Below are 18328 nucleotides of genomic sequence, written 5' to 3' on the forward strand. Positions count from 1 at the left end.
GACGATGAACGACAAGCAAACCGTGACTCAACAGGACAGCACGCTGGTTGAAGTGGATAGCTTCACCGCGCAATCCTCGTTGCTCGACAGCATCATTTCGCAAAGCCGCGTGGCCCGCTCCGAGACCGAGCGCACCCGCACCCGCGACCTGATCGGTGAATTGGTCAACCAGATCCTGGAAGGCGAAATGACGCCGAGCAAGGACCTGATCGCCGTGCTCGATGCGCGCATCGCCGAGATCGACGCGATGCTCTCCGAGCAGATGAACGAGATCATGCACGCCAGTGAGTTCCAGCAGCTGGAAGCGTCCTGGCGCGGCCTGAAGTATCAGGTCGACCAGACCGAAACCAGTACCACGCTGAAGATCCACCTGCTCAATGCGTCGAAGAAAGACCTGGTGCGTGACCTCAAGGCCGCTTCCGAATTCGACCAGAGCGCGCTGTTCAAGAAGATCTACGAAGAAGAATACGGCACCTTCGGCGGTGCACCGTTCGGCATGCTGTTGGGTGACTACGAGTTCAACCGCAGCCCGGAAGACATGTACCTGCTCGAAGAGATTTCCCACGTCGCCGCGGCCGCCCACGCACCGTTCATCTCGGCGGCCTCGCCTGAGCTGTTCGGCTGGGATTCGTTCACCGACATGTCCGGACCACGGGACCTGGCGAAGATTTTCGACACCGTCGAATACGCCAAGTGGAAGTCGTTCCGCGCCTCCGAAGACTCCCGTTATGTCGGCCTGACCCTGCCCCACGTGCTCGGTCGCCTGCCTTACGGCCCGGATACCACGCCGGTCGAGGAATTCAACTTCGTCGAAAGCGTCGATGGCCGCGACCACAACAAATACCTGTGGATGAACGCCGCCTACGCGCTGGGCACCCGGGTCACCGATGCGTTTTCCCGTTACGGCTGGTGCGTGGCGATCCGTGGTGTCGAGGGTGGTGGCCTGGTGGAAGGTCTGCCGACCCACACGTTCAAGACCGATGACGGTGAAATCGCCCTCAAGTGCCCGACCGAAATCGCCATCACCGACCGCCGTGAAAAAGAGCTGTCGGACCTCGGTTTTATTCCGCTGGTGCACTGCAAGGGCACCGACTACGCCGCGTTCTTCGGCACCCAGTCGGCGCAGAAGCAGAAGCAGTACAACACCGACATCGCCAATGCCAACGCCCGGCTTTCCGCGCAGTTGCAGTACATCTTCGCCACCTCGCGCATCGCCCACTACATGAAGGCGATCATGCGCGACAAGATCGGCAGCTTCGCCTCGCGCAAGGACGTCGAGCTGTTCCTCAACAAGTGGCTGTCGAGCTACGTGCTGCTGGACGACACCGCGAGCCAGGAAGCCAAGGCCAAGTTCCCGTTGCGCGAAGCCCGCGCCGAGGTGTTCGAGGTGCCGGGCAAGCCGGGGGTGTACAAGGCCGTGACCTACCTGCGCCCGCACTACCAACTGGACGAGCTGACCGCTTCGTTGCGCCTGGTCGCTGAATTGCCGCAATCGACCCGCGGCTGATCGGGCACATTGCCAGGGAGGCACCATGACCAGTCAACACAAGCTGTTGCCATCACTGCTGGACCGATTGCTGGACGATCGTCCGCATCAGTCCATCGAAGCGTCATCGCAGCGCTTGTGTTCGCTGGCCGATTACAAGGCCAGCATCGTTCGCGACCTGGAAATCCTGGTCAACACCCGCCAGTCCCTGGTCGCCAACGAGCTGGACGGTTTCGTCAACCTGAGCGGCAGCATCCTCGACTACGGCATGCCGGATTTCACCAGCCGCAGCGTGCTTGATCCGAAGGATCGCCTGTTGATCCAGCGGCAACTGGAGAAAGCGATCACGGTCGGCGACCGGCGCTTTCGCAGCGTCAAAGTGCAACTGCTCGCCCAACAGACCGGCCAACGCATGCTGACCTTTCGCGTGGACGCGGTCCTGCGCCTGCAAGACGTCACCCGCCAGGTGTCCTTCGACGCGGTGCTGCAGGTCAACACCCAGGAATACAAAGTGCAGAACCTCAACTGATGCTCGACGATCTGCTGCCCTATTACGAAAAGGAACTGTCGCACCTGCGCTTTTTGGGCCAGGAGTTCGCGAGCCAGTACCCGAAAATCGCTTCGCGGTTGCTCATCGAGGGCGATAACTGCGAAGACCCGCATACCGAGCGCTTGATCGAGGCCTTCTCGTTCCTGTCAGCGCGGGTGCACAAAAAACTCGACGACGAGCTGCCGGAAATCGTCGAGTCGTTTCTCGAGGTGCTGTACCCGCATTACCTGCGCCCTACCCCGTCGATGTCGATCGTCGAATTCAATCTGGGCAAGCAGGAAAAAGTCACCGAAGCCTTCCGTGTGCCCCGGCATACCGAACTCAGCGCCAACCCGATCGATGGCGTGGTGTGTAAATTCCGCACCTGCTACCCGGTCGAGCTGTGGCCGGTGTCGGTGCAACAGGCATCGTTTATCGAGATGGAACGCTCGGCGTTCAACGGCCACAGCGCTGACCTGGTCGCGCGCCTGCGCATCGGCCTGGTGGCGACCTCCGACGTGTTGTTCGGCAAGCTGGAACTGGACAGCCTGCGGTTCTTCCTCGACGGCGAAAGCACGTTGATGCTGCAACTGTACGAACTGCTGTTCAACAACCTGGCCAAGGCCACGCTGAGCTTCGAAGATCAGGGGCGCACCCGCGAGGTCGTCTTGCCGGCCAACGCGTTGAAAGCCGTCGGTTACGGTCTGGACGAAGGCCTGGTGGACTACTCCGAGCGCTCGTTCCTCGGCTACCGCCTGCTGCACGAATACTTCACCTTCCCCGACAAATTCATGTTCTTCGACCTGTCGGGTTTTGCGCGGATTCTGGCGGGCAAGGACGTCGAGAAAGTCGAGGTCAATTTCTACTTTTCCGACTACGACCTGAGCGACCGCCTGGCGCGCCTGACGCAAAACATCGGGCGCAATAACTTCAAGCTCAATTGCACGCCGATCATCAACCTGTTCCGCCAGCAGGCCGAGCCGATCAAGTTGACCCACGCCCAGCACGAATACGCAGTGACGCCGGATGTGCGCCTGCAAGGCTCGGCCGAAGTGGTGTCCATCGATCGCGTGCGGCGCGTGCGCAAGGTCGGCGGCATCGATCAGGTCGGCACCTGCCATCCGTTTTTCGAACCCCGTGGCGATCAGGGCCCGGGCCAAAGCTTCTGGATTGCCCGGCGCCGAGCGGTACAGAGCGGCCAGCGCGATGGCTCGAACGTGTTTATCCGGGTGGTGGATCGCGAGCTGGGGTTGATGGAGGCCAACAACGATGCGTTGAGCATCCGCCTGACCTGCAGCAACCGTGACCTGCCCCTGATGTTGCCGTTCGGCGGCGAGCGCGGCGATTTCAATATCCCCGGTAACTCGGTGATCAAGGACATCCGCTGCCTGCGCAAGCCCACCGCCACCGCGCGGGTGCCCTTGGGCAACGGGGTGATCTGGCGGCTGATTTCGCACCTGTCGCTGAACCACATGTCGCTGGTGTCCCGCGGTCGCGAGGTGCTGCTGGAGCTGTTGTCGCTCTACAACTACCGCAACGTGTCGGCGATCCGCAAACAGATCAACGGCATCGTCTCGGTCAGCAGCGAACCTGTGGTCGCGCGCATCGGCCACCCGCGGCCGAACTTCGTGCGCGGCGTCGGCATCACCCTTAATTTCGATGAAAGCCAGTACACCGGCAGCGGTGTGTTTTTGTTCGGCATGGTGCTCGATCACTTCTTTGGTCAGTACTGCTCGATGAACAGCTTTACCCAATTAACCCTTCGCACCTTGCAGCGCGAAAAGAGAGTCGTCCAATGGCCACCGCGAACCGGCGATCAACCCCTGGTCTGATCGACCAGGCACGGGCTGAGCCGCACCGATTCGAGTTTTTCCAGTTGGTGCGCTTGCTTCGCCTGCATTACAGCAGAACCGGGCGCATGGACCTGCAAACCCGACCGCACGAAGACCCTTTGCGTTTTCGCTCGCAGCTGTCGCTCAACTTCCCGGCCAGTGAAGTCAGCGATTTGCAATTCGAGCGTGAAGGCAAGGTGTCCGTGGCCGGCCTGCCGCTGTCCGAGATGCAAGTCACCTTCATGGGGCTGGTCGGGCCGTCGGGCGTGTTGCCGCGTCCGTACACCGAGCTGTTGATCGAGCGGCACATCCAGTACCGGGATGACGCGGCCCATGCGTTCCTCGACATCTTTTCGCACCGCATGACCACGCTGTTCTACGAGGCCTGGCAAAAGTACAAGTTCTACATCGAGTACGAACGCAACGGCACCTCGGATTTCGACCGCTACCTGCTCAACCTGGTGGGTTTCGGCCCCGAAGCGCAGAAGCAGAAATTCGACAAACAAGGCTCGCCCCTGCGCCGTGAATTGTTCAGCTATTTCTCCGGCCTGTTCGCCCAGAAGCCACGCAACGCGTTGAACCTGGAAGTGATGCTGGCTTTCTATTTTTCGCTGCCATTCAAGGTCAAGCCGTTTGCCGGTCGCTGGCTGAAACTCGACGCCAGCCAATGCACGCAACTGGGGCGCAAGAACGCCGTGCTCGGGCAAAGCGCCGTCGCCGGCAATCGGGTCTGGGACTATCAGTCGTGCGTGCGCATCGAGATGGGCCCGCTGGAACTGGCCGACTATCAACGCTTCCAGCCAGGCACCGAGGACTACCGGAAGCTGGTGGAACTGGTGCGTTTCTATGTGGGCGCGGAACTCGATTTCCAGTTGGCGCCAAAGCTCAAACCGCAGTCCGTACCCGTCGCCCGCCTGGGTCGCCAGGGCAATCTTTCGCTGGGCCGGCTCGGCTGGCTCAAACGACCAGGCGTCGACGTGGAACCCTCCCGTTGCGCGCTCTTCCACATTCCTTTTGATGGGATCTCCCTGTGAACCTGAAGTCCCTGTTCGCCAAGCTCAACGACACCAGCCGTACCGCCACCGAAAGCGCCGCGGCACTGTGTCTGTCGGAACACCACTACGATGTCGAAATCGAGCACCTGTTGTTGCAATTGCTCGACGGCCACGACAACGACCTGCCGGCCATCCTGCGTCATTACGACGTGGTGCCTGAGCGCTTGCAGGCGCAGTTGGTGACGGCACTGGGGACGTTCAAGAAGGGCAATACGCGCACCCCGGCGCTGTCGCCGCACCTGACCCGCATGATCGAACAGGCGTGGGTCCTGGCCTCCATCGAGTTCGGCCAGGCACAGATCCGCACCGGTCATCTGTTGCAGGCTTTGCTCGATGACGACGAACTGCGCCGGGTGGTGATCGCGGGGGCGGCCGAGCTGGAGAAGATCAACGCCGACGATTTGCGCGTGAACCTCAACGCCTTGGTGGAAGGCAGCGCCGAATCGGCCCTGGCCAAACCGCTGGGCACTGCAGAAGCCGCCAACACCAGCCCGGTCAAAGGCAACGGCAAGACACCGGCCCTCGATCAGTACACCATCAACCTCACGCAAAGCGCTCGCGAAGGCCGGATCGATCCGGTACTGGGTCGCGAGTTCGAGGTGCGGCAGATGGTCGACATCCTCACCCGCCGCCGCCAGAACAACCCGATCCTCACCGGTGAGGCTGGCGTCGGCAAAACCGCCGTGGTCGAAGGCCTGGCCCTGCGCATCATCCAGGGTGACGTGCCGTCGGTGCTCAAAGGTGTCGCCATCCATACCCTGGACCTGGGCTTGTTGCAAGCCGGTGCCGGGGTGAAAGGCGAATTCGAAAACCGCCTCAAGTCAGTCATCGAAGAAACCAAGCGCAGCCTGCACCCGATCATTCTGTTCATCGACGAAGCGCACACCCTGATCGGTTCGGGCGGCCAGGCCGGGCAGAACGATGCCGCCAACCTGCTCAAGCCAGCCCTGGCTCGCGGCGAATTGCGCACCATCGCGGCGACCACCTGGGCCGAGTACAAGAAGTACTTCGAGAAAGATGCCGCCCTCGCCCGTCGCTTCCAGGTGGTGAAGGTCGAAGAGCCGGACGAAGACAAGGCGATCCACATGCTGCGCGGCCTGCTGGCCAAGATGCAGGAACATCACAAAGTCACGGTGATGGACGAAGCGCTGGTGCAGGCCGTGCGCCTGTCCAATCGCTACATCACCGGGCGCCAACTGCCGGACAAAGCCGTCAGTGTGCTGGACACCGCTTGCGCCCGGGTCGCCCTGGGGCAATCGGCACAGCCGGGGCCGCTGGAAGACTGCAAGCGCCAGATCGACAATCTGCAGGCGGAGATCTCGGTACTGCAACAGGAAGCCGCCAAAGGCAGCGACCATGCCCGCCGCCTGACCGCCCTCAACACCGAACTGCTGAGCGAACAGCAGGCCCGCGATGCCCTCGAACAGCAATGGCAACGCGAGCTGCAACTGGTGGAAAAACTCGGCGCCCTCAGCCATCCGGAAAATCAGGCACCGGATACCCAGGAGATTGCCGCGGTGCGCGCCGAACTGGCCAGCGTCCAGGGTGAGCAACCGCTGGTGCATGCCCTGGTGGATGGCGGCACCATCGGTGAAGTGATCTCCGGCTGGACCGGCATCCCGCTGGGCAAGATGCTGCGCGACGAAATCGACACCGTGCAGCGCCTGCCGGCATTGCTGGGCGAACGGGTGCTCGGCCAGGACCACGCACTGCAGGAAATCGGCAAGCGCATCAAGATTTCCCGCGCACGCATGGAAGACCCGAACAAACCGATCGGCGTGTTCCTGTTGCTCGGCCCGAGCGGCGTCGGCAAGACCGAAACCGCACTGGCGCTGGCCGACACCCTGTACGGCGGCGAGCGTAACGTCATCACCATCAACATGTCCGAGTACCAGGAAGCCCACACCGTCTCCAGTCTCAAGGGTTCGCCTCCGGGTTATGTCGGCTATGGCGAGGGCGGCGTGCTGACCGAAGCCGTGCGGCGCAAGCCTTACAGCGTGGTACTGCTCGATGAAGTGGAAAAGGCCCACCCGGACGTGCTCGAACTGTTTTTCCAGGTGTTCGACAAAGGCGTGCTGGATGACGGCGAAGGTCGCGAGATCAACTTCCGCAACACCGTGATCATCCTCACGTCCAACACCGGCACCGACCGCATCATGCAGTGGTGCCTCAATGCCCAGCCGCAACCGACGCCGGAAGATATCGTCGAAGGGCTGCGTGACGAATTGAACCAGGTGTTCAAGCCGGCCTTCCTCGGCCGCCTGACCATCGTCCCCTACTACCCGGTCAAGGACGCGATTCTGGAGCGCATCGTCGCACTCAAGCTTGCGCGCATTCGCCAGCGCTTCGAGCGTAATCATCAGGCTGTCCTGAGCTATGACGAGGCGCTGGTCAAGGCCATTGCCTCGCGCTGCACGGAAGTCGACAGCGGCGCCCGCAACATCGACAACATTCTGTCCAAGACCCTGATGCCGGAACTGGCGCAGCGGGTGCTGGAGCGCATGGCGCAGGACAAACCGATTCAGAGTTTGAACATCGAGTTGGGCAGCGACGGCGATTTCGCCTATCGCCTGAACTGATCGGGCATTTACAGGTAGTGGTCATGGACAAGAGATATTCAGGGAAGCGTCCCGCGAAAACGGCATTGGCCAAATGCCTGACGGCGGTGGCGATGATGGCGGTACTGAGCGCCTGTGGCGTCACCGACCGGGTCGGCAAGCGCGTGGACGACACGTGGGCCGGCGACATGCTGTTCGACGACAACGAGAAAGTCATCCTGACGTCCGACGGCGGTAACCAGCTCAATCCCGACGCGTCCGGCAAACCGCTTTCGGTGGTGCTGCGCGTGTACCAGCTGACGTCGCTGGAGCGCTTTGCCTCGGTGGATGCCGACTCGCTGTGGGACGACCCGCAAAAGGCTCTCGGTAATACGCTGATCGAAAACCGCGAAATCACCCTGTTGCCGGGCATGGGGCAAGTCGACAAGTGGCCGCTGAACAAGGCGGCAGGCTATGTCGGTGTCGCGGCTTTTTTCCGCACCGACGAGAACAGCCACTGGAAGGTCGCGTTTGATGCCAACTCCCTGCGCAAGGACGGCATCTGGTTCTCCTCCGACGGTCTGCGGGTGCTGGTGGACAACAACACCGTGTCCGCCGTCAGCGGTGTCGATGTCCTGGACAAACCCAAGACCCAGGAGCAACTGGCCAAGGCCACCGCCCAGCCCGACCCGTCTGCCGAACCGACACTGACCGAACGTGTTCAGGACGCCGTGGTGCAAAAGGTCCAGGACAAAGCCGTTGGCTCTGCGCAAAAAGCCGTGGACTCGAAATTGAATTCATTATTGGAAGGCGCTCAATGAGTAAGCAAAGCCGGGTGATGTGGTCCGAAGGCATGTTCCTTTTGCCACAACATTTCCAGTATCAGGATGAGTTCCACCAGCATCAGCTGGCGCAGGCGACCCTGCGCAACACGCCTTTTCACTGGGGCGTGCAGTTGCTGGAAGTGGACGAGGAAGCCCTCGCCACCGGCTCCCTGCAACTCAAGCGGCTGAAGCTGGTGTTCCCCGACGGCAGCCTGTTCGACGCACCGCAGCACGACCCGCTGCCGGCGGCTCGTGACTTGAAGGATTTGCTCAAGGGTAACGACCTGAAGGTCTACGCCGCGCTGAAGCTGCCGGAGCCCTTCGGCCTGAATTACGTCGAAGACGGCCAGGAACAAAAGACCGGGCGACGCTTTCGCAAGCAGTTCGACACCTTGCCGGACCTCAACGAAGGCGACCTGGAAAACGAAATCACCAGCCTGCGCCTGAACGTGGTGATGCTGATCGACGGCGACAACCTCGATGGCTACACCTGGTGCCCGATTGCCCGGCTGTCGCGCAACAACATCGGTGGCTTCAACCTCGACGGGCATTTTGTGCACCCGACGCTGCACCTGGGCACCCACGACACCCTGATCGGACTGGGCAAGCGTTTGCTCGGCGCCCTGCAATCCAAGAGCAAGGCGCTGTCGGGCCGTCGCCGCGAGCGCGCGGACCAGATCGCCGAGTTCGGCTCCAGTGACGTGACCCTGTTCTGGCTGTTGAACACGGTGAACCGTGCCCACCCGGCCCTGGCCCACCTGCTTGCGCATCCACGCCTGCACCCCGAGCGCTTGTATCTGTTCCTGGCCGAACTCGCCGGCGGCTTGCTGACGTTCTCGCTGGACACCCAGCTCAACGACATCCCCGAGTACGACCACCACGACCCGGCGGCCTCGCTGGTCAAGCTCGACGAAATGATTCGCGTGCTGCTCGACAACGTGGTGCCGAACCAGTGTGTGGTGATCAACCTGACCCAGACCAAACCCTCGTACTGGCAAGGGCAGTTGCACGACCCACGACTGGCGGAGGCGGACTTCTACATCTCCGTGCACGCCGACATGCCGGGGGCGAGCCTGCTGGAACTGGTGCCACGAGCGTTCAAGGTCGGCTCGCCGGAAGACATCGAAGTGGTGGTCAATAGCGCCATGCCAGGCGTGACCCTCAATCACTCGACACGCCTGCCCAATGCGATTCCGGTGCGACTGGACAATCACTACTTCTCCATCGAACCCCATGGCCGGGTGTACGAGCGAATGATGAGTGCCCAGGCCATCTCTTTCTATGCGCCCAGCGCGTTCACCAACCTCAAGCTTGAACTGATGGCGGTACTCAAATGACCGAAGCCGTACTGCAAGGCGCCGTTGCGGCCGCCCGTGAAAAACCGACCCTCAAAGATCTGGTGCAGGATTTCATCAGCATGGCGCTGATCGTGCGCAAGGGTCGCCAGGTGACTTCGGTCAGCGCCTTCGAGGCGAGCGTCGACACCTTCTTCAAGGCGCTGGAACGCGATGCCCGTGGCGCCAACTACAGCGTTGAACAGGTGAAAGACACCCAGTACGCCCTGTGTGCCTTCCTCGATGAAAGCGTGTTGCGCTCCGGGGACAACGAGTTGCGCCGGCACTTTGAATTGCAGCCGCTGCAGTTCCGCTATTTCGGCGTGCACCTGGCCGGCGAAGGTTTCTTCGAAAAAATCGATGCACTGCGTGGCGACGTCAAACAGAACCTCGACGTGCTCGAGGTTTACCACCTGTGCCTGGCCCTGGGTTTCGAAGGCAAGTTCAGCCTCGGGCAAAAGGACCAGCTGCGTTACCTGGCCAATACCCTGGGCCAGGACATCGCGCGCTTTCGCAAGACCCCCAAGGCCCTCTCGCCTGACTGGGCGTTGCCCGACCAGGTCTCGCAGATGCTGCGCCATGAGGTGCCCCTCTGGCTCTACCTGGCGCTGATTGCGCTGGTCTGCGCGGGTGTCTACCTGACGCTGGACTGGTTGCTGGGCAAAGACCTGGCCGCATTGTCCGAACAAATCAGCCAGCTGTTCAGTGCCTGAAAACAGGTCAGGTAATCGAGTCAGGAAGACATGAAGACATTATTGCGCTCGTTGAAAAGTTTTTGGTTCCTCGTTCCCGTCCTGTGGCTGGCGAGCCTGGCGGTCTGCTGGTTCGTGGCCCCGCACGTGAGCTGGCTGCGCGGTTATGCGCTGGAGGCAATGGCGATCGTCAGCGCCTTCTACCTGCTGATCATTGTGCTGCGTCAGTACAAGCGCATCCGCGCCGAGCACAACCTTGAAAACCTGGTGCAGATCGAAGTCGATCGTTCGCTCAAATCCACTGGTGAATTCCGCGATCAGCAAGTGCTGCGCGAACGCCTCAAGCATGCCATCGCCATGCTGCGCGCCGACCGTTCGGCCGGTGGCGGCGGTTCGTCGGCGCTTTACGATTTGCCGTGGTACCTGGTCATCGGCATGTCGGCAGCGGGCAAGACCTCGTTGCTGACCCGTTCGGGCCTGTCCGCAAGCATTGCCAGCAGCGCCAATGACACCGAAAGCGGCACCCAGCATTGCGATTGGTATTTCAGCCCCGAGGCCGTGATGATCGACACGGCCGGTCGCTACCTGCGGGACGACCCGTCGGCCAGCGAATTCGCCGCCTTCCTGCGCATGCTGAAAAAGCAGCGCAGCAAGGCCGCGGTCAACGGTCTGGTGTTGGTGGTGAGCCTGCCGGAACTGCTGGCGTGCAGCGCCGCCGAGCGCAACGAACTGGCCGCCCAACTGGTGTCGCGCATCGAGGAATACAACGATTGCCTGGACGCCAGTCCGCCGATCTACCTGATGCTGAGCAAGACCGATCAACTGCCGGGCTTCAGCCAGGCATTTGAAGGCCTGGACCTGAACGAGCGCCAGCAACCGCTGGGCATGACCTTCGGCTTGTCCGAGATCCGCAACCAGGGCTTGCGCCCGGTGCTGGATGCCAAGCTGGCCAACCTGCACGGCCATATTCGCCGTCACGTCGACGCCCAGATGATTGCCTTGGGCGCCGATGCCAACAGCGCCCTGCTGAACTTCCCGAACTATTTCGCCGAGCTGTCGGGGGTGCTGGAGCAGTTTCTCCAGCACTTCGCCGAGACCGGTCGCAGCGGTGCGCCACTGTTGCTGCGCGGGCTGTATTTCACCAGCGCCTTGCAGACCGACCAGCAGTTGAGCCAGGTGTATGAAGACGACCTGGCCGAGTCGTTTGCATTGCAAGCGGAACATGAGCAACCGCAGCCAAGCAGCGGCAAGAAAATCAGCGACCGCAGCTACTTCATCACCGATACGTTCCGTCGGGTGATCTTCCCCGACCGTGACCTGACCCTCTATCAGTCGCGCCTGGGCAAGAACACCTCCGCCAGCCCTGCCCTGCTGGGCCTGGCGGTACTGGCCGGGGTTGCGTTCATTGGCTGGCAAGGCCTGTCGTTCCAGAACAACCGCCAATGGCTGGCCACATTGCGCGGGCAACTGACCGAGCTGCAACAGTCCCCGGAGCGTGCCGGGTTGCTCGCTTCGGGCCAAGGCCTGGAACTGCTGCGCGAGCAACTCTCGGCCATCGAGAAGCACCGTGCCAAAGGCGTGCCGCTGCAACTTGGCGCAGGCCTTTATCGTGGTGATGACATCTACCGCGTCGCGCAGGCCGCCTACTTGCAGCAACTGCGTACCCAGGCGCTGGAACCGGTCACCTTGCAACTGCAATTGCAGATGCGCGCCTTCAATGAGTTCGCCAAGACCATGGATGCGCAGAACAGCTTTGTGCCTGCGTCAAACAAAGCCGACTCGCTCAAGGCCCGCGTGCAGGGCCAGAAACTGCCGGTGCGCTTGAACAACCTGCCGCGCAGTGGCGGTGATGTTGCCAGCCGCCTGACCGGTGCCGCCAAGGGTGCCGCCAACAAGGCACGGGGGGACGCGCTGACGGCACTGCGCAACCCTGCCACCGCGAGCGATGCCGCTGATTTATCGGCGACCACCGGTGGGCTTTCGCTGTCCGAGGAAATGCTCGGCCGGCTGGATGAGCGGCAAGTCGCGTCCATCATCGAGTCCTACAACGCGCTGAAGCTCTACCTGATGCTCACGCAACCGGGCACCCATCCAGACCCTGAATTCGTCGGCGCTGCATTGCCGGTGGCCTGGGCCAATACCGCCAGTGCCGACAATCCTGTCAGCACGGCGGTGATTCAGGACAACTCGCCGGTCTATGTGCAATTGCTCAAGAATGGCCAGGCACCGACCTTGTCGCGCAACGAGCAGCTCATCAGCGAAACCCGCAACAGCCTCAAGTCCTTCATGATTTCCAGCTCGCTGGTGGACCGTGAATACCTGCGCCTGCAACTCGAATCCGGCCGTCAGTTCCCGGCCGTTGGCTTGAGCGACCTGGTGCCAATGCCCGGCCGCCAGTTGCTGTACGGCACCGAAGCGGTTCCGGCGATTTTCACCCGCCAGGGCTGGGAGCAATTCGTCAAGCCAGAGCTGATCAAACTGGTGTCGGGCAACCTGCAAAACGAATCGGACTGGGTGCTCGACGGCGAAGGCGCCGACAGCATCGTGCAGAAGGCCAACTTCATCCGTGAATTCATGACGCGCTACAAGCGCGACTACACGCAAGCCTGGTACACCCTCATCGACAGCGTCGGTATTCGCCATTTCACCGACATGGCCAATGCGACCCAGCAACTGTCGCTGCTCAGCGACGTGCAGAACTCGCCGGTGAAAATCCTCCTGGCGGCGGTCAACGACAACACCCAATGGGATGTCCCTGCCCCTCGCGAAACCCTGCCAGCGGGCATCAAGCCCGATGACGGATTCTGGAGCAGCGTCACCGGGATTTTCGACGGGAAAAATGCATCGCCAAGCACGTTGACTTCACCTTTGCCAGCGGTCGACGACGGCAGCCTGGCCAAGCGCTTCGAGCCAGTGTCGCGGGTGTTTGCGGTGCAAAACGCCGAAGGCGCCGACAGCACGATCATGGACCGTTACCTCGCGGCCCTGCGCAAACTCAAGGTGCGGATGAACAATATCCAGCGCTCCCAGGACGTTGGCAAAAGCAGCAAGCAGCTAATCAGCGAAACCCTCGAAGGGCTGCCAAGTGAAGTGACCAGTGTGCGCAACTATGTCGAGACCACCGTCGACACCAGCCAGGGCGGTCTGTCCACTTCGTTGCAAGGCCTGTTCAGCTCGCCGATCCAGTTTGCCTGGGAAACCCTGCGCGACCCGGCTGGCCAGCAGATTGCCAAAGCCTGGGCACAGCAGATTGCCAAGCCGTGGGAACAGGTCATGGCGCACCGTTACCCGATTGCGCCCGGCAGCCGCAACGAAGCGTCGGTCAAGGATCTGCAGCGTTTCGTCGACCCCGAATCCGGGCTGCTGCCGAACTTCAAGCGCAACGAAATCGGCAATCTGTCCGGTGGCGAAGGCCTGGGGATGAGCAGCAACAGCAAGGCAACGCCGCTGGTCAACCCGAACATGGTCAACAGCATCGACAAGGCCAGCTCGTTGGGCCAGGTGATCGCCAGCCTGTCTGACCGCGACAACGGCTTCGAGATCATGCTCGAACCTTCCGCCAACCTGACCGACATCATCTTCACCCTCGACGGCCAGGTGCAGCACTACCGCAACGGCAAGACCAGCTGGAGCCGCTTCTCGTGGCCGGGCACGACCACCACGCCGGGTGCTCGCCTGGATGTGGTCACCCTTTCCGGCGAACGCATCACGGTGTTCGACTACCCGGGCCGTTGGGGCCTGCTGCGGATGAACGACAGCGCGCGGGTCAACGATCTGGACGGTATCCAGCAACGCTTCAGCTGGAACACCAGCAGTGGTCCGGTCAGCCTCGCCGTGCGCAACTACGGCGGCGTCAAGCTGACGGACCTGGCCAACGTCAAGGCATTGAGCGCGCTCAACGCCAAAGAAGGTCAAGCGCTGTGAGCCGCCGAACCTTGAGCCTGGGAACCGCCCAATGATCGGTTGTTTCGGCAAGGTGCCCGCGAGCCCGGACTTCGTCAGCCTGCAAGGTGCGGGCGACGACGTCTGCGAGTTCGATAGCTGGCTGCAAGGCGCGCTGGCCGCCCTGCAGCATCGCGAAGACTGGCGCGAACTGTTCGACGGGTTGCCGCTGTGCTTTTTCAGCTACCGCGCACGCAGCGGCAACTGGTTGCTGGGCGGGCTGATCAGCTCGAGGGATTCGAGTGGACGGCGCTATCCGTTTTTCATTTTCCAGACCCTCAAGGCCAGCGAAGCCGAGCCTCTGGTCAATCCGTTCACCCTCGGCGAATTGTTCAGCGGGCAGATCAGGCCGTTGCTGCACTTGGCCGTCCAGGGCGAAAGCACCTCGGTGCTGTTCGACCGCATCAAGGCCCTGCGCCCGTTGCAAGGCCAGGACTTCGAGTTGTTCCGGCGCGTGCATGACAAGTTCCTGGTGAACTTCAACCTGCGCGATATCAGCACCGCGCTCGAAGGCGCCTACCCGGAATTCGTCACCAACGCCGTGTTGACCCGGCTTCAAGCCCTCAGGCGGCACCTGGCTCATGCGACGCCCATCGGCATCGCCCTGCCCTTGCCGGCGGAACGGGGCTTGAAAAATCCGACCGCCGATCTGTGGGTCACCTGGCTGACACAAATGACCCCGGAACGTGCCGTGCCGCAGATCAGCCTGCTGGCGGACGACTTCATGCGTCCCCGGCTGATCTGTTTTGCATCGCGCCAGACCAGCGACGCCTACCGCGTGCTGACAGGCATCAGTGACCGTTCGCAGAGCTACGACGTACTGGCGTCCTTCGATGCCTTTGACGAGCACCACCGCACACACGCCTTTCCCGAAATCGACCGCCCTCTGGGTGACGTTATCGACCGTTTTGTCGATGCCCTGGATTCGAAGCCTGTATGAACAAGATCAAGTATTACTTCTTGCGCTATCAACCCTACATCCTGGGGGTGTGCTTTTTCCTCACGATCTTCGTGGTGTGGGGCCTCGGGCGTGCATTTGATTTCAGTTCGCTTAACAGCCTGCTGACCGGCATCGCTGTGTTCCTGGTGCTGTCCGCCGGTTATGTGCTGCTGCTCTATCGGGGCGTGTCCCGGCATCACAACCTCGAAGGCCTGCTGCGCGAGGATGCCGATCAGGCGGTGTTGAACGCGAGCCCGGCGGATCGCGAAGAAGTCAGCCTGTTGCGCGAGCGTCTGTTGCAGAGTATCGAGCGCTTGCACAGCAACAAGCCACGGGGCAGCAACCCCAAGGATGCGCTGTATGCCCTGCCCTGGTACCTGGTGGTCGGTCAGCCAGCAGCGGGCAAAAGCACCATGCTCTACCAGTCGGGCCTCAACTTCCCTTACGCCGAGCGTGAGGGCGTGCGAGTCGCCGGCCTGGGTGGCACCCGCAATTGCGACTGGTTCTTCAGCTCCGAAGCGGTGCTGCTGGACACCGCCGGCCGCTACATGAACAATCAGGAAGAGGCCGGCAAATGGCGCGCGTTCCTCCAACTGCTGCGCCAGCATCGCCAGCGCCGGCCGCTCAATGGCCTGATCGTCACCGTCAGCATCCACGACATCCTGCAAGCCTCGCTCGAAGATCAGGAGCGCATCGCCAAGCGCCTGCGCGAACGCATCCAGGAAACCCATGCCCTGCTGGAAGTGCGCCTGCCGGTGTACCTGGTGTTCACCAAGTGCGACCTGGTGCCGGGTTTTGCGCCCTTCTATCGCCAACTCGATGAAACCGCACGCGGCGAAGTCATGGGCAAGACTTTCTCCCACAAGGGCTATGAGCAGGCCGACTGGGGGCAGCGTTTCGGCGTCGCGATGGACGAGCTGGTCAGCTATTGGCACCAGGTGGCGAGCCAGCAGTTGGTCACTCAAGACATCCAGATCACCCGGCAGGATTCGGCGGTGTATCGGTTTCCGCTGGAACTGGCAGCCCTCAAGCCACGGCTTCAGCTGTTCGTCGATGCCCTGTTGCGCGCCAACCCTTATCAAAGTGCGGAACTGCTGCGCGGCTTCTATTTCACCAGTGCACTGGACGCAGACCAGCCGGAACTGGGCGGACACGCACGGCAAGTGACGGAGCGCTTTTCCCTGGAAGGTGATCGGGAGATCGCCAACGGTCACGCGCAGCCGCGCCCGTTGTTCATCAACAGTCTGTTCCGCAAGGTCATCATTCCCGACCAGCATCTGGTGGCGCTGTACACCACCAACCACCGCGAGCGTCGGCGCCGGGCGACCTGGATCGGCGGTGCCGCACTGGTCGCTGTGCTGCTGTGCAGCCTGTTGGGCTGGTCATACGTCAACAACAAAAACACCTTGCAAAGCCTCTCGGCAGAACTGACCCAGGCTGGCATCGACAACCGTTCTGTACCCGCTCAGTACACCGATTGGCAAACCCTCGATCGCCTGCGCTTCTGGACCGCGCACTACTACGCGCAGCATCACGACGAAGGTGTGCCGCTGCGCATGCGCCTGGGGCTCTATCAAGGCCACAAGGTAGAACCACTGGTGCGCAGCCGCTACTTCGACCGCCTGGAAAGCGTGATGCTCAAGCCCACGGCCGACAACCTGACCCGCTCGTTGTATTTGCTGACCACGCTCAAGGTCTATCAGCGCAACGCCAAAGAGTTGATGCCCGTGACCGGCGTGGACAGCGTCGAACCCAAGGCCCTGCCCAATGACAACCGGGCGCAATCCATCGCCGGTTTCGGCAAGGCAACGCTGGACACCTACGTCATGTTGTCCCGTGCACAACGGGAAAAGGCCGACCCGGCGTTCCTGAAAGCGAAAATCCCGGATTACTGGTACCCGGCGATTGCCCGTCAGGTCGGCAATGCCAGTGTCGCCGCTTCGGACTATGAGTTCGCCAGCCGTCAGATCAATTTCTACAGCGACCAGATCCACGAGCCGGACGTGCCGCGGATCCTCGACAACGCGTTCCTGATCTCCAGCTCGCGAAACTACATCAACAGCCTGCTGACCCAGTCGTTGCGCTCGATCGAAACCATCACGCTGGAGTCGGACACCCTGTTCGCTTTCGCCCGTGCGGACTTCCAGAGCCTGAAGACTGAAGGCCAGAGCCAGCTCAGCGCGATCGCCGGCAAACTGCTCAGCACCCCGAACATCGGAAAAATCATTATCGCCGGGCACGCCGACCAGCTCGGCGATCCCCAGGGCAACCTGCAGGTTTCCAAACAGCGGGCACAAACCATCAAGACCTACCTGGTGGGCAAAGGCGTACCCGGCGAGCTGGTCGAAGCCGTCGGCGAAGGCAGCAACAAGCCCTTGGTCAAGTGCGACATGCAGCAGCCAAGGGCCCTGCTGATCCGCTGCCTTGAGCCTAACCGGCGAGTAGAAATCGAAGTGCGGGCACTCAACTGAGCATGCGCGCCTTGTGAAGAAATACCGGTATCCGGGTCATCTCGACGAGAGGCCCGGGCCGGCATAAGACACCTCTGTTGATTGTTTCGAAGAGGTTAAAACGAAGGGCTGCGACCTGTTTGCAGGTGACATCCCTTTAAATGAAGGTAAGGAGAAAATAGAAATGGCATTTGACGCATACATCCAGATCGACGGCATTCCAGGTGAAGTTCTGGACGACAAACACAAGGATTGGATCGAAGTGCTGGGCTACGAGTACGGCGCAACCCAGGCGACTTCCGCGACGGCCAGCTCATCGGGCGGTGCTTCGTCGGAGCGTGTTGCGTTGAGCGACTTCAGCATCCGCAAAGCCGTGGACAAGGCTTCCGCCAAGCTGTTCGAAGCCTGCTGCAAAGGCACGCACATCGCCAAGATCCAGTTGAACGTGAACCGTGCCGGTGGTGACAAGGTCACCTACCTGACCATCAACCTGGAAGAAGTCGTGGTGTCGTCGGTCAAAGCAGTCGCCGGTGGCAGCCAGAACGGTGAAGACAAATCGGTTGGCGATCTGCCGATCGAAGAAATCAGCTTCAACTTCGCCCGCATCAAGACCACCTACACCCAGCAGAGCCGTGCCGATGGCCAGGGCGGCGGTAACGTCACCGGTGGCTGGGATCGCACCGCGAACAAGGTTTTCGCATAACACC

Annotated in this window: 12 protein-coding genes; all 12 read left to right on the forward strand. The window is 61.5% G+C overall.

Annotation, left to right across the window (positions count from 1 at the left end):
• Positions 1 to 4 precede the first annotated feature (4 nt).
• The 12 genes from tssC (at position 5) to AB4O40_RS06315 (ending at position 18324) form a co-directional block, all read left to right on the forward strand.
• The gene (gene tssC / locus AB4O40_RS06260; protein ID WP_056723981.1) at positions 5 to 1507 is read left to right on the forward strand and encodes a type VI secretion system contractile sheath large subunit; all 1503 of its coding nucleotides are present in this window, start codon (positions 5 to 7) and stop codon (positions 1505 to 1507) included.
• Positions 1508 to 1532: 25 nt separating this feature from the next.
• Entirely contained in the window at positions 1533 to 2015 is a 483-nt protein-coding gene (gene tssE, locus AB4O40_RS06265; protein ID WP_034150988.1) for a type VI secretion system baseplate subunit TssE, read from the forward strand.
• The gene (tssF, locus tag AB4O40_RS06270; protein ID WP_414917616.1) at positions 2015 to 3847 is read left to right on the forward strand and encodes a type VI secretion system baseplate subunit TssF; all 1833 of its coding nucleotides are present in this window, start codon (positions 2015 to 2017) and stop codon (positions 3845 to 3847) included. The genes tssE and tssF overlap by 1 nt, the downstream gene beginning before the upstream one ends.
• Positions 3811 to 4881 (forward strand): type VI secretion system baseplate subunit TssG, encoded by a 1071-nt coding sequence (gene tssG / locus AB4O40_RS06275; protein ID WP_056723977.1) that lies wholly within the window; start codon positions 3811 to 3813, stop codon positions 4879 to 4881. Before tssF ends, tssG begins: the two co-directional genes overlap by 37 nt.
• The gene (gene tssH / locus AB4O40_RS06280) at positions 4878 to 7481 is read left to right on the forward strand and encodes a type VI secretion system ATPase TssH (RefSeq protein WP_056723975.1); all 2604 of its coding nucleotides are present in this window, start codon (positions 4878 to 4880) and stop codon (positions 7479 to 7481) included. The genes tssG and tssH overlap by 4 nt, the downstream gene beginning before the upstream one ends.
• A gap of 23 nt (positions 7482 to 7504) precedes the next feature.
• A complete protein-coding gene (gene tssJ / locus AB4O40_RS06285; protein WP_082562940.1) occupies positions 7505 to 8260 on the forward strand; it encodes a type VI secretion system lipoprotein TssJ in 756 nt (251 codons plus the stop codon).
• Positions 8257 to 9600, forward strand: coding sequence for a type VI secretion system baseplate subunit TssK (gene tssK / locus AB4O40_RS06290; RefSeq protein WP_046042543.1), 1344 nt, complete (start codon positions 8257 to 8259; stop codon positions 9598 to 9600). The genes tssJ and tssK overlap by 4 nt, the downstream gene beginning before the upstream one ends.
• Positions 9597 to 10310, forward strand: a complete 714-nt coding sequence (gene icmH / locus AB4O40_RS06295) for a type IVB secretion system protein IcmH/DotU (RefSeq protein ID WP_409079355.1) — start codon at positions 9597 to 9599, stop codon at positions 10308 to 10310. The genes tssK and icmH overlap by 4 nt, the downstream gene beginning before the upstream one ends.
• A gap of 30 nt (positions 10311 to 10340) precedes the next feature.
• The gene (locus AB4O40_RS06300) at positions 10341 to 14213 is read left to right on the forward strand and encodes a type VI secretion protein IcmF/TssM N-terminal domain-containing protein (protein ID WP_414917615.1); all 3873 of its coding nucleotides are present in this window, start codon (positions 10341 to 10343) and stop codon (positions 14211 to 14213) included.
• 31 nt (positions 14214 to 14244) lie between these two features.
• Entirely contained in the window at positions 14245 to 15171 is a 927-nt protein-coding gene (gene tagF / locus AB4O40_RS06305; RefSeq protein ID WP_056723967.1) for a type VI secretion system-associated protein TagF, read from the forward strand.
• The gene (gene tssM / locus AB4O40_RS06310) at positions 15168 to 17642 is read left to right on the forward strand and encodes a type VI secretion system membrane subunit TssM (RefSeq protein ID WP_460055389.1); all 2475 of its coding nucleotides are present in this window, start codon (positions 15168 to 15170) and stop codon (positions 17640 to 17642) included. The genes tagF and tssM overlap by 4 nt, the downstream gene beginning before the upstream one ends.
• Before the next feature lie 163 nt (positions 17643 to 17805).
• Positions 17806 to 18324 (forward strand): Hcp family type VI secretion system effector, encoded by a 519-nt coding sequence (locus AB4O40_RS06315; RefSeq protein ID WP_034150979.1) that lies wholly within the window; start codon positions 17806 to 17808, stop codon positions 18322 to 18324.
• Positions 18325 to 18328 lie beyond the last annotated feature (4 nt).

The organism is Pseudomonas sp. S2_F07, assembly GCF_054668325.1.